This is a genomic window from Chromobacterium indicum, from assembly GCF_039708975.1.
GTDB classification, from domain to species: Bacteria; Pseudomonadota; Gammaproteobacteria; order Burkholderiales; family Chromobacteriaceae; genus Chromobacterium; species Chromobacterium piscinae.
On record NZ_JAYFSJ010000007.1, the window covers coordinates 63907 to 77807 of the forward strand.

Annotated in this window: 3 protein-coding genes; 2 read left to right on the plus strand and 1 reads right to left on the minus strand. The window is 68.1% G+C overall.

Features of this window, described 5'->3' with window-relative positions; all coding sequences use genetic code 11:
* Entirely contained in the window at nt 1-10611 is a 10611-nt protein-coding gene (locus tag VA599_RS10825) for an SDR family NAD(P)-dependent oxidoreductase (RefSeq protein WP_346788578.1), read from the minus strand.
* Between the two features lie 586 nt (nt 10612-11197).
* Here VA599_RS10825 and VA599_RS10830 point away from each other — a divergent pair.
* Nucleotides 11198-12736, plus strand: a complete 1539-nt coding sequence (locus tag VA599_RS10830; RefSeq protein WP_346788579.1) for an efflux transporter outer membrane subunit — start codon at nt 11198-11200, stop codon at nt 12734-12736.
* A complete protein-coding gene (locus tag VA599_RS10835; RefSeq protein ID WP_234004393.1) occupies nt 12733-13899 on the plus strand; it encodes an efflux RND transporter periplasmic adaptor subunit in 1167 nt (388 codons plus the stop codon). The genes VA599_RS10830 and VA599_RS10835 overlap by 4 nt, the downstream gene beginning before the upstream one ends.
* Nucleotides 13900-13901: the final 2 nt, after the last annotated feature.

A 13901-nucleotide genomic window follows, 5' to 3' on the forward strand; every position in this document is an offset into this window, starting at 1 on the left:
TCAGACTTCCTTTGCAAGAAAACCGCGCAAATCGGCGAGCACCAGCTGCCGCAGCTTGTCGGCGGCCAGGCTGCGCGCCGGCGCGGACGGCCGCGGGGCCCCGTCCGCCTCGTTGCCGGACAGCAGCCGTCTCAGCCGCGGCGTCTGTCCCTCCATCACCAGCGTCTGCCCGCCTCCCGCCGCCAGGCAGTCATGCCAGGCCGCCAGGCCGGTTTCGCTGCGCATCGGCAACATGCCGGTCGCTTCCAGCATGCGGACCCTGGCCTTGGCTGGCAGCCCCATGCCGCCCTCTTCCCACAGCGGCCAGTTGATCGACAGTGTCAGCCCGCTGCGCAGGCCGGCCGCCGCCTGTCCGTTGCGCCAATGGGCGAATTGATCCAGGAAACCGTTGGCCGCCGCGTAGTCGGCCTGGCCGGCGTTGCCGAAAACGGCGCTTGCCGACGAGAACAGCGCCAGAAAATCCAGGTCCAGCTCGCTGGTCGCCGCGTCCAGGTTCGCCGCGCCGTCCACCTTGGGCGCCAGCACCCGCTCGAAATCCGCTCGGGTCTTGCCGGCGATCAAGCTGTCCCGGGTCATGCCCGCGCTGTGGATCACGCCATTGAGCGCGCCGAAGCGGCTCAGCGTTTCCGCGATGGCGGCCTCGACCTGGGCCGGGTCCGCCGGGTCCATCCGCAGGTAGGCCAGGCGCGCCGGCTGGGCGGAAGCGTCCGCGGCCAGGCGCTTCAGCTCGGCCAGCCGCTCGTCATCCGCGCCGCCGCGGCCGGTCAGCACCACGATGGCGTCCGCGGCCCGCGCCAGAATGTCTCGGGCGAAGATGCGCCCCAGGCCGCCCAAACCGCCGGTGATCAGGTAGACGCCGCCAGCGCGCAAGGCCGGCGCGGCCTTCTCCGGCGCATCCGCCTCATGCCAGCGCTTGACGCTGGCTTCGCGGCCGGAGAAACGCAGCACGGCTTCGTCCGGCGCGGCGGCCGCCAGCTTCAGCCTTTCGGCCAGAACAGCCTCGGAGCAGGCATCGCCCAACAGCACCAGTTGCGCCGCCAGGCCGCCATGTTCCAGCCGGGCGCTGCGGACCAGACCCTCCAAGCCGGCCAGCAGCGCGCCGTCTCCGCTTTCCGCTACCGCGATCTGGAACAATGCCCGCCCAGCCGGCTTGGCGCGCAGCAGGCGCTGCAGCCTTTCGAAGCAATCCACGGCGACTGCCCGGTAGCGCTCGGCCAAGCCGGTGTCGGACGGCATCGCCGCGTGCGAAGCGTCGTCGCACCCCAATTTGCCGGCCAGGCTGGCGGCATGGATCGCGGGCAGGCCACACAGCAACAACTCGCGGCGGCTGAAATCGCCCGCGGCTTTGCGGGCGGCCGCGGCAAGCGGCGTCCATGCGGGACGCGCCAGCACGCGCCCCACCTGCGCCCCGCGCAATACCGATACCGGCGCGCCGCGCTCGGCCGGGGCGGGCTCTATCCAATAGCGTTCCCGGGCGAACGGATACCCGGGCAGATTCAGCCGGCGGCGATCCGCGCCGGCGTGCAGCCCCGCCCACTCGACGCGGCGGCCCGCCACCCAGGCTTCGGCCAGGCGGCGCAAGTCGCCGCCGCCATCCGGACGCAGCGCATCCTCTTCGGCCAGCTTGCGCGCCGCGCGGCCGCTTAGCAGGCCTTCGGTCTCCCGCCCTCCCGCATACGCCTCCAGGCCGGCGATCCACTCCTCGCGGGTCGCGGCGGCCAGCGCCAGCCGTTCGTCCATTTCTTCGCGGCCTAATTGCAGCGTGTAGGCCAGATCGGCCAGATCGACATCGTGGCGGCGCAGGTAGGCGGCCAGATTCGCCGCGCCAGCGCGCAACCGCTCATCGTTCTTGGCCGACAGCACCAGCAATTGCGCGCCCGCCGCCGCCGGACGGCGCGCAGACGGAACGTGCTCTTCCAGCACCACGTGGGCATTGGCGCCCCCCCAGCCGAAAGCGCTGACGCCTGCCCGCCGCGGCAGCGCCTCGCCGCTTGCATCCCGCGGCGCGGCCCAAGGCGTGGTCTTGTCGACGATGTAGAACGGACTGCCGGCCAGGTCGATGTAGGGGTTGAGCGCGTCGAAATGCAGCAGCGCCGGTATCTGCCGGTTGCGCATCGCCAGCAGCGCCTTGAGCAGCCCCGCCATGCCGGCCGCCGGCTCCAGGTGGCCGATATTGGTTTTCACCGAGCTCAAGCCGCAATGCGGCGCGGCCGGCGCCGCGTGGCCGTGTTTCGCGTACAGATCGGCGAAGGACTTCTTCAGCGCCTGGATCTCGATAGGATCGCCCAGGCTGGTGCCGGTGCCGTGGCACTCGATATAGCCGACGGTGGCGGGATCGATGCCGGCCTGTTCGTAGGCGTCGGTCAGCAGTTCGATCTGCGCCTTGGGATTGGGCGCGGTCAGATTGCTGACCCGGCCGCCGTGGTTTTCCGATGTGGATCTGACCACCGCGTAGATCGGGTCGCCGTCGGCCAGCGCCTTGTCCAGCGGCTTGATCAGCATCGCGCCCACGCCCTCGCCGCGCACATAGCCGTCGGCGGACTTGTCGAAAGTCTTGCACTTGCCCTCCGGACTCAGCATGCCGGCGGCGCTCAGCGAGATATGGGCGGTGGGCGTCAGCATCACCTGCACGCCCGCGACGATGGCCATCTCGCTGCTGCCGGTGTGGATGGACTCGATCGCCCGGTGCAAGGCCACCAGCGAGCTGGAGCAGGCGGTGTCCAGCGGCGCGCTCGGTCCGCGCAGGTTGAACAGGAAGGAGATGCGGTTGGCCAGGATGGAGTGGGAGTTACCGGAGGCCGAATAGCCGTCCAGCGAGGCGCCGCTGTCGGCCAGCACATCCACGTAATCCTGCGAGGACGCGCCGACGAACAGACCGGTGCGGGTGCCGGATAGATCGGACATCTTATGGCCGGCATCCTCCACCGCCGCCCACACGGTCTGTATCAGCAAGCGCTGTTGCGGGTCCATCATCTCGGCTTCGCGCGGGGTGATGCCGAAGAACAGCGGATCGAACTTGTCCACCTCCTTCATGAAGCCGCCCCAGCGCGAGTAGGACTTGTTGGCGTCCCTGATCGGCTCGCCGTGCACATGCTCCCAGATCCAGCGGTCGCGCGGGATTTCCGTGACCAGATTGCGCTCACGGCTGAGGCTGTCCCAGAACGCTTGCAGGTTTTCCGACTGCGGCATCACCCCGGCGATGCCAACGATGGCGATGGGTTGCCGGGCGAAGCGGTTGCCGTCGGCAGGCCTGGCCGCGGCGGGCGCGCGCCAACCTTTGTCGATGCCGCTCGGCAACGCCGCAGGCGTGGCCGGGCCCGGCTGCGAAGGCGCCGCCGCGCCGCCGTGGACGCGGCGCGCGGCGGCGGCGTGTTCGCCGCACAGCGCGTCCGCCACCCCAGCCGGCGTCGGATACTCGAAGAACAGCACCGGGTTGACTTCCAACCCATACGCCTCGTTGATCGCGTTGGCGAAAGCGGTCAGGCCGATGGAGTCGAACCCCAGGTCCAGCAGCATGGCGTCGGACGAGTAGTCGTCATCGCCCAGCTTCAACAGCCCGGTCACGATCGACTTCAGCTTCTCAGCGACCGCCGCCCGCAGCGCGCCGCCGCCCGGTTCGGCCCCGCCAGCCTGGATCGGCGCCGCCGCCCGCGGCGACAGGCCCCAGGCTTTTTCCAGCTTGTCGCGCATCCCGCTGACCACCGCCACCTGATGGCGCGGCGACGCCAGCGCCGTTTCGAAGGCCGCCAAGCCATCCTGGGTCGCCAGCGGCTCCATGCCCAGGTTGTGGCGGAACATTTTCTCGGTCTGCTCGTCCAGCCGCATGCCGCCCTCGGCCCACAACGGCCAGTTCAGGCTCAGGCTGCGCCCCTGGCGCAAGCCCGCCTGCCGCCGCGCGTCGCGCCAGGCGGCGAAGGCATCCAGATAGTGGTTGGCAAACGCGTAATCACACTGGCCGGCATTGCCGCCTATCGCCGCCAGCGAAGAGAACATCGCGAAGAAGTCCAGCTCGCCATCACCGACGGCGCGATCCAGATGGAAGGCGCCCAAAACCTTGGGCGCGAGCACCGCGTCCATGTCCTCCCGCGTCTTCTTTCGCATCAGAGAATCCCGCAGCACGCCCGCGCCGTGCAGGATGCCGTCCAGCCGGCCGAATCGGGCCCGGGCAGCCTCGACCGCCGCGCGCGCGCCGTCCGCGGTCGCCACATCGGCCTGCAGGTATGCCGCCTCGGCTCCCTTGGCGCGCAGCGCTTCCAGCATGGCTTCCAGTTCGGGCGTCGGCGCGGAGCGGCCTGTCAGCGTCAGTTTGGCGCGGCAGCGCTCCGCCAAATGCCCGGCGAAGATCAGGCCCAGCCCGCCGGCGCCGCCGGTGATCAGATAGGAGCCGCCCTGCCGCAATGCCGCGCGGCCGGCATCCGCCGCATCCAACGACAAGCGGCGCAAAACGCGCGCCTGCCGGCCGCAGCCCGCATAACGCACCGCCTTGTCCGCCGCCGTGGCGGCGCTGAATTCCGCCATCGCCGCCGCCAGCATTTCATCGGCGTCGAACGCGTCCGGCAATTGCAGCGTCTTGCAGGACAGCTTGGGGTTTTCCAGCTCCAGCGAACGGGCGAAACCATGAATCGCCTCGTTGTGCGGCTGCGTCCCATCGCCTCTATGCAGATACAGCAGCTGCGCGACGGCAGGTTTGCGCTCGATCAGCGCCTGGCACAGCGACAGCATGCCGCGCACGCCGCGGTCCAAGGCCAGCCGCAACCCGCTTTCATCGCCGGCCTCGGCCTCCGGCCAAGCGTAGCAAATCCTTTCCAACGGCCAAGCAGCCTCCGCCAGCGCGGCCAGCGCGCGGGCAATGTCTTCCGGCCGGGACGCGTCCACCTCGTAGACATGATCGCCGGACTCGGCGTAACGGTCGGCGCGCAGAACCAGCGCGGCCTTCAACCCGCGGCGGATGCACGCCTCGAACAGCGCCCGGTCAGTGTCGAACAGCACCAGCCGGCCGGAAGCGGCCTCCGCGCGTTCCGCGTCCAGCGGCGACGCCTGCCACTCGCAGCCGTAATGCAGCATCTCGAACGCTTCAGCCGGAACAGGCCGGGCAGCGGGTTTTTCGTGCACATTGGCCAAGGGCACGCCGACGGTTTCATGGATGCGCAGCAGCACGCGCCCCTCCTCGTCGACGATGGCCACCTCGTCGCGCGCGACGCCTGACGCGCTCCGGCTGCCGTAGACCACGTGGCTGTAGCAAACGCGGGGCAGCGGGCCCCGCATCTCCACCTCGCCCAGCGAGTACGGCACCCTCGCCTCGCCGGACGCGCCCAGCAAAGCCGCCACGCCGGCCTGCATCGCCGCGTCCAGCAAGCTGGGATGCAGCGGCAGGCTGTCGAAATCGGCGGCGCAAACGGCGGGCAGCTCCAAGCGGCCCAGCGCCTCGCCATCGCCGCAGCGCACCTCGGAAAGCACGCGGAAGCCGGGGCCGTAAGCCATGCCGGCCGCGGCGAAGGCCGCGTACACCTCGCCGGCGGCCAGCGTCCGGCCGCAGCGGGCGCGGATGGCATCCAGATCTATCCTTTCCTCGGGCAATTCGCCGCCGTCGGCGTAGAACAAACGGCCCTGGGCGTGCAGCTGGCGCGACTCGCCGCCGCGCACTTCGAAGGCTACCGCCTCGCCGTCGGGCTTCAGCTCGACAAAAGCCTCGCGGCTGCCGCCATCCGCCAACGCCAGCGGACTGACCCAGGTGACGTTGCGCAGCCGCGCCACCGGGCGGCCAGCGGCCAATTCGCCCGCTTTGCGCGCCAGCTCCAGATAAGCGGTGCCGGGCAAGGTGGGAATGCCGGACACCACGTGGTCGGCGAGGAAGTACTCGCCGGCGCGGAAGGTTTTGCGGAAAAGCTGGCGCTCGAAGGTGGATTCGTTGCTGTCCAGCAGCGGATGCAGCGCGGCTTGCGGCGCGCCGGCCGCCGCGGATTCGCCGCAGGAAATCCAGTGCCGCTTGTCAGCGAAGGGATAGGTCGGCAGCGATACCCGGCGTCCCTCGCTTTCCATGCCGCGGCAATCCGGCAGCAGGCCCTCCAGCCACAATTGCGCCAGCTTGCGCGGGTCCCGGCTTGCGGACAGCAGGCCCACCAGTTGTTCGGTCTCCCTTCGGTTCAACAAGCGGGCGACGCCCTCGGCGCTGCGCGCGTTGCCGCTCAGCGCGTCCGGATCGGCGCGCTCGGCGGCGAAGGCCTCCAGCTTGTCCGCCAGGGACGCCGCGCTGTCCGCCAGCACCGCCAAACGGTAGTCAAAGGACTTGCGGCCATGCTGCAAGGTGTAGGCGATGTCGGACAGGCTGAGCCCGGCATCGCCGCGGCGCAGGTGCGCGGCCAGCCGCCCGGCCATCTGCCGCAGCTGCTCTTCGCTGCGGGCGGACAGCGGAAACACGCGCTGTCCGGCGCTGTCCGGATGGGCGGCTTCGCCGCGATATTGCTCCAGCACCACGTGGGCGTTGGCCCCGCCCGCGCCGAAGGAGCTGATCCCGGCGCGCAGCGGCGCGCCCTCCTTTGGCAGCCACGCCGCCAGTTCGCGTTGCACCTGGAACGGCGACGCGGCGAAATCGATGTGCGCGTTCAACGTCTCGGCGTGCAGTGACGGCGCGAGCTGGCGGTGCTTGATCTGCAGCAGCGCCTTGCTGACGCCGGCCACGCCGGCGGCGGCCTCCAGATGGCCGATATTGGTTTTCACCGAGCCGATCGCGCAGGTCTGGGCCGCCTGGCCGGCGAAGGCGTGGCCGAGGCCGGCGATCTCCACCGGATCGCCCAGCTCCGTGCCGGTGCCGTGCGCCTCGATGTAGCCGATGGAGGACGCGTCGACGCGCGCGCGGCGCAGCGTCTCGGCGATCAGCTCGCCCTGAGCTTTGGGATTGGGCACGGTGTAGCCGCCGGAGCGGCCGCCGTGGTTGACGGCGGTGGCGCGGATCACGCCGTAGATCTGGTCGCGGTCGAGCAATGCCTGATCCAACGGCTTGAGCAGCAGCGCGCCCACCCCTTCGCCAGCCACGTAGCCGTTGGCTCCGGCGCCGAAGGTGCGGCATACGCCGTCGGGGGACAAGGCGCCGCCAGCCTGGTTGATGTCGAATTTGTGCTGGTGCGCGTCCAGATTGACGCCGCCGACGATGGCGCTGGCGCAATCGCCGTTGCGTATCGCCTCGCAAGCCAGATGCAGAGCGGTCAGGCTGGACGAGCAGGCAGTGTCCACCGACAGGCTGGGCCCGTTCAGGTTCATCCAGTAGGACACGCGGTTGGCGATGCTCCACTGGAAGGAATTGGGGTGGACCTCGGTGCCGGCCAGCTTGGCCTCCACGCCCGCCACCTGGTACATCGCCCACACCGCGCCGACGAAGACGCCCACCTTGCGGCCGCCGTCCGGCCCGCCGAGAATTTCCGGATAATAACCGGCGTCTTCCACCGCCTCCCAGGCCACCTCTAGGAACAGCCGCTCCTGGGGGTCGAGCATTTCCGCTTCGCGCGGCGAAATATTGAAGAACAGCGAGTCGAAACGGTCGATGCCGTCGATGAAGCCGCCGCGGTAAGCGCGGTTGAAGACGCGGCTGGCGCGCAGGGCCAGCCGTTCTGCCGGCATCTCGGTCACGCAATCGCGGCCCTCGCGCAGATTGTCCCAGAATTCGGCCAGCGTGCCGGCCTGCGGATAGCGCCCGGCCATGCCCACCACGGCGATGTCGCCCGCGGCGCGCGTGGCGATCGGTTCGGACCCCATCGCCGATGTGGCCTCCCCTCGCGCTTCGGGCGCAACCGCCTCCGGTTCCGCGCCTGGCTGGGAGCGGTGGTAGCGGATCAAGCCATGCTCGGCATGCATGTCGCCGGCGGCGGCCTGTTTGCCGCCCACCGGCTCGACCTCGGGGATATTCGCCCGCTCGCGGAAAGCCAGGGACAACCGCGCGGCCAGCTCATCGACCTCCGCCGGTTTCAGTCCCAAAGGCACCGCCAGCCGCGCCATGCCGCCCAGCGGCCCGTTCTGCCGCAGGCCTGCGCTGTGGGCGCCGGCGCGGACGCTCGCGCTCAGATACAGCCACGCCAAAAAGGATGGCAGCGGATGGGCGAAGCCGGAAAACTCCGGCATGCGCGCGACATCGACGACCACGCAATGGCCACCGGCCGGCGACATGACCGGCGCGCCGGCGTTTTTCAGCGCCTGCCACAGTTTTTCCGACGACTCCACCCGGCGCGCGGCCTGAGCGGATGCCCAATCGCTTTCCGCCAACGCAAGCCCGACCAGTTTTTTGTCGAGCACATCCAGTCCGCCTCCGTCGCGCCGCTGCTGCTCCTGCAATTGCCGGAACAGGCCGGCGTCCCTCACTGCGACCACACCGCCGCGGTTGACGCCGAAATCCTTGGCCAGCGAGGCGGTGACGACGTCGGCGCAGTCCAGTATTTCGCGCGCCAGCTCCCAGATGTCGCGCCCGGCCTGGCCGGGTTCGCGCCGAATCAGCAATAGCGCGTTCTCCAACACCCGCGTGGCGTCGATCACCAGCGCGATGCCATGCGCCGACAACAGCTCCTTGACCCTCTTCAAGTGCGACAGCGCGGCCGGTTGGCCGCCGCAGGCGTTGTTGCACACCTCCACGCAGACGAAGGCAATTTCCCCGGCATGGTCAGCCGCCTGCACGCGCAGCGCGTCCCAATCGAGATTGCCCTTGAACGGCTCGTCCGCGTCCGGCTGCAGCGCCGCCGGATGGGGCAGCTCGCAAGGTTCGTAGCCCTGATCTATCTGATGGAACAGCCCGGACGGAAACAGCAGGTTCTCCAGCACGCGGCCGCGTTTCGGCCAGGCTTTGCACAACAAGCTCTCCGCGACGCGGCCGGACTCGGCCGGCAAACAATATTCGAAGCCCAGCAGCCGCTTCAGTTCGGCTTCGATATTGGCCGGCTGCTGCAATTTGGCGCGCAGATAGTCGATGCGGCGGCTCACCGCCGGCGTTTCCAGCTGCGCCCATGAATCGGTCCGCAGATCGAACTCCACCTGCGCCGCCGCCAGATTGTGCGGATTGAAGCCGCAAGCCTCCAGCGCGCGGACGCGCTCGCCATTCAACGGCGCCGCGCCCGGCGGCGCTATGCCGGCCGCCGCCGCGACCTTCGCTGCTGCGGGCTGAATGACAGGAGGGACCGCCGCCGCGCTTGCGCCGGACGCGGACAGGTTGTGATTCTCGTCGTCCGGGGTCTGGGCCCGTTCCGGATCTGCGATCATCAGGATGATGTCGATAATATTGTCGGCGCGGCCGCTGCCGGCCGGGCGGCTCAGATAGATAGTGCGGTTTTCCGGACGGAACTTGTTCTTGAATTGCAGATTGCCTTCGTCGTTGAAGATGCCTTGCCGGTGCAGGTCGTCCAGGATGCGGTCCACCTCCGGATCGGCGTTGCCGCTGCCTTCCAGCCGGCAGCCGTAAGTGCCGCCCAGGCTGAGCATGTCGCAGCCTTCTTGCGCCAGCGCGCCGATGATGTTGACTATCGCGAACTCCAGGCCGCCCAGCGGCATGTCCTTCGGATAGAACTCCAGATCCATCAAGTAGCCCTTGTGCTCGGCGGCGGTCATCGCCGAGATCAGGATCACGTTTTGCAGCGCGCCGTCCAGATAGGTCAGGAACAAGCGATGCTGCGCATCCAGGCTGCCCGCCAGGATTTCCTCGCGCACGATGCGGATCAACGGGTTGACCATGGGCTTGGTTTCGCACCAGCGGTCGATGACGGCGGCGATCTCGCCGTCCACCTTGGCGTCCGTTCCGCAGCGGTACTCGACCGTGCGGCCCTCGCCGGCTTTCTCGAATTTGGATACCTGGTAACGCAGCCGGCGCATCGCGCCGCCTTCCAAAGTGAACGAGCCGATGTCCAGCACCCGCTGCACCACGCCGAAGGGCGTGGAGGAGAACGCCGTCCCGCCTACCGTCTCCACCGGCGCGTCGGTCAGCATGTTCAGCTGGTAGCCGCGCGGCTCGCAGTAGCGATGGAATTCGGCGGCGAGATCCGCGAAATGCTCCGCCGGGCCGGTGTAGGCGTAGGCCATCACCAGGTCCTTGTAGCGGCCGTAATGAAAGTAGCCGCGGCGGGCCTCGCCGATGAACAGATTGGGGGCGATGTTGCGGGTGCCGCGGGAGACGCTGCCTTCGTTCTTGTGCACGGCGAACAGCTTTTCCATCCGCGCCTGCAATTCCGGATGCGCGGACAGATTCTTTTCCAGCATGCGTATGCTGTCGGCCGGCATCGCCAGCGCCGCTGCGCCTCCGGCCGGGGCGGCGCTCACAGCGGCAGGCGGCGCGGCGGCGGAACCGCCGCATTTTTCTGCCAGCGCCGCCGCGTGCTGGCTGACGAAATAAGCGGCCAGCAATTCGATATTGAAGTGCTCGAACAGCAGGGTTTTCGGCAAGGTGCCGAAATCGCACTCCAGCCTTTTGATGACTTTCAGGATGCGAAAGGAATCCAGGCCCAACTCGCCGAATGGCGCGGCGATATCGAATGAAGCCGAGGAGCCTGCCGCCGCCTCCGCCGATTCCGCGATCGCGGCCTGCAAATAGGACTGGGCCAACTCCTGCAAATGTTCATTATTGAACTTTTCAATCTCAGCCATTTCGACGGACACCCCAATGTTCAGGAATGCGAAGCGCGCTCAGCGTTCGCATCGCAGCGATGGCGACAAATTGTCACAGCCGTTTTCCCGATAAAACCGGGCTCGGCCGGCATCGATCCATTCGGACCACTTGCCACGCGCATGGGTTTTATTGACGCAATAGGCACGATGGATCGATTGCCGGCGACTATAGCAAAGCGGCAACCCCAGCCATCCGGATAGGCGAAACCGGGGAATCAAATGCGAATGCGCGATATTTCGCCTCCATCCGCCGCGCTTCCCATCGCCCGGAGTGAAAAAACAAAGCCGGGATATATTCAGCCGCATGCCGGGAGGTGGCGTTTCGAACGATCGAAACCATGCCGGCCGTCGAATCGGTTTTGCCTGCGGGATTTCGCCGGAAGCGGAAATCCATCCCTGTTTCGCCCCCGCGGTTTGTCCTTCAGCCGATCAGCCATCGCCCGGCCGGCGCCGGTTCGAAGGAAAGGCCGGACCAGATCGGCGGCCTGCCCCGGCAAACCTTCTCGCCCGTCCGCGTTTGCGGCGGAAGCCGGATTCACGCATAGCAACATCATGAGGTGACTGAATGATCGAAGGTTTTCGGCCGCGCGCCGACAGAACGATCCCGTCGCGCGCGCCGCGGTTGATTTGCGCCGCGGCCCTCGCCGCCGCACTGTCGGCATGCGCCGTCGGTCCGGAATACCGCCGTCCCGCCATGCCGCAGGCCGACCGCTACACCGAAACGGCCCTGCCCGCGCAGACTGTGGACAGCCCTGGCCAAGGAGGCCTGGCTCAGCGGTTTTCCATTGACGAGGACATTCCCGCCGACTGGTGGAAGCTGTTCCGCAGCGACGCGCTGGACGGTTTGATCCGCGACGCGATGGCGCGCAGCCCCAATATCGCCGCGGCGCAGGCGGCATTGCGCCAGGCGGGTGAAATCTATCAATCAGAACGCGGCGGCCAGTCCCTGCCCAGGGTGGACGGCCAATTGGGCGCCCAGCGGCAGAAGATCAATGGCATTCCGTTCGGCCAACCCGACTTCGCCAGCGCGTTGAACCTGTACAACGCCTCGGTCAACGTCAGCTACCGCTTCGATCTGTTCGGCGGAACCCGCCGCGAATTGGAAAAACTGCAGGCAAGCGTGGACTACCAAGGCTTCCAGCTGCGCGCAGCCTATTTGGCGCTGAGCGCCAACCTGGTCACCTCGGCCGTGCAGGAAGCCTCGCTGCGGGCGCAGATCGAGGCCACCGAGCGCATCGCGGCCGATCAGGCCAGCCAGCTGGACGTGCTGCGCCGGCAATTCGAAGCCGGCGGCGCGGCGCGCACCGACGTGCTGTCGCAGCAAACCCAGTTGGCGCAGACCGAAGCTTCGCTGGCGCCGCTGCGCCAATCCCTGGCTCAAACCCGGCATCGGCTGGCCGCTTTGTCCGGACGCCTGCCCTCAGAAGGCGGACTCCCGGCTTTCCATCTGGACATGTTCACGCTGCCGGACAGCCTGCCCGTCAGCGTGCCGTCCGAGCTGGCGCGCCGGCGTCCCGACATCCTGGCCTCGGAGGCTTTGCTGCGCCAGGCCAGCGCCCAGGTGGGCGTGGCCGCCGCCGCGCTCTATCCGCAGCTGACCTTGTCCGCGGGCTACGGCAGCCAGGCGGGATCGGGATCGCAGCTGTTCACGCCGGCCGCCGCCGTGTGGAACTTGGGCGCGGGGCTCGCCCAGCCGCTGTTCCACGGCGGCGAGCTGCGCTCGCGCAAGCGCGCCGCCGAAGCCGCATACGAACAGGCCGAGGCCCAATATCGCGAAACCGTGCTGTCCGCTTTCCAGAACGTGGCCGACGCGCTGCGCGCGCTGGACAACGACGCGGCAGGCCTGCGCGCCCAAACCCAGGCCTGGTCCTCCGCCCGCGACACCCTTGAGCTCGCGCGCAAGCAATACGGACTGGGCGCGATCGGCTATCTGTCGCTGCTGGACGCCCAACGCCAATACCAGCAGACCACCATCGCGCTGGCCCAGGCCCGGGCCGCGCGCTACGCCGACACCGCCGCGCTGTTCCAGGCGCTGGGCGGAGGCTGGCGTCAGGACGAAACCGAAAAACCGGCCGCACCGCCGCAACAGGAGAATACCCGATGACCACAACCACCCTGCCGACTCCGCGCCCTCTGCGGAAGCGGATGATCGTGATGCTGATCTGTCTGGCGCTGCTGTTCGGCGCGCTGGTCGGATTCAATTTTCTCAAGGGTTATATGATCGCCAAATTCGTCGGCGAGATGTCGTCGCAACCGGCCACGGTCAGCACGGCCCGAGCCGGCTACCAGACCTGGCAGCCGCAAATCCAGGCGGTGGGCAGCATCCGCGCCGCCCAGGGCGTGGACGTCACCACCGAAGTGGCGGGCCTGATCCGCCAGGTGCGCTTCAAGTCCGGCGATGAGGTGAAAGCCGGACAAGTGCTGCTGGAGCTGAACGACACCGACGACATCGCGCTGCTGCAATCCCACAAGGCCGCCGCCGAGCTGGCGAAGACAGCCTACGACCGCGACCGCACCCAATACGAGATCAAGGCCATCCCCAAAGCCACGCTGGATGCGTCGGCGGCTGATCTGAAAAGCAAGCAGGCGCTGGCCCGGCAGCAACAGGCGCTGGTGGACAAGAAAACGATACGCGCGGCCTTCGCCGGCAAACTAGGCATACGCACCGTCAATCCGGGCCAATACCTGAAGCCTGGCGACGCCATCGTCACACTGCAGGCGCTGGACCCGCTATTCGTCGATTTCAGCGTGCCGCAAGAGCAGCTAAGCCAACTCTCGCCGGGCCAGACCGTGAACGTGGAAACCAACGCGCGCGCCGGGCAGTGGTTTGGCGGCAAGATCACCTCCATCAGCCCCAAGGTGGACGATGCCACCCGCTCGGTGCGGGTGGAGGCCCAGCTCGCCAACCACCAGCAGAAGTTGCTGCCCGGCATGTACGCCAATATCCGCATCGATGCCGGCGCCCGCCAGAGCCACCTGACCCTGCCCCAGGCCGCGCTGTCCTACAACGCCTACGGCGCCACGGCCTTCATCGTCAAGCCGGGAACCAAGGCCGGCGAAGACGGCAAGACGCTGCCGGTGGCCGAGCAGGTGTTTGTCACCACGGGCCCCACCCGCGGCGACCAGGTGGCCATCCTGAAAGGCATCCAGGCCGGCGACCAGGTGGTGACCAGCGGCCAGCTCAAGCTCAAGAACGGCACCGCGCTGATCGTCGACAACCAAGTCCAGCCCGCCAGCGAAGCCAATCCGGCTCCGCAGGAACAATAAGG

Excerpts from the sequence above, each read along its gene's own strand:
- VA599_RS10825 (WP_346788578.1), bottom strand. The coding sequence starts at position 10,611 with ATGGCTGAGATTGAAAAGTTCAATAATGAACATTTGCAGGAGTTGGCC.
- VA599_RS10830 (WP_346788579.1), top strand. The coding sequence starts at position 11,198 with ATGATCGAAGGTTTTCGGCCGCGCGCCGACAGAACGATCCCGTCGCGC.
- VA599_RS10835 (WP_234004393.1), top strand. The coding sequence starts at position 12,733 with ATGACCACAACCACCCTGCCGACTCCGCGCCCTCTGCGGAAGCGGATG.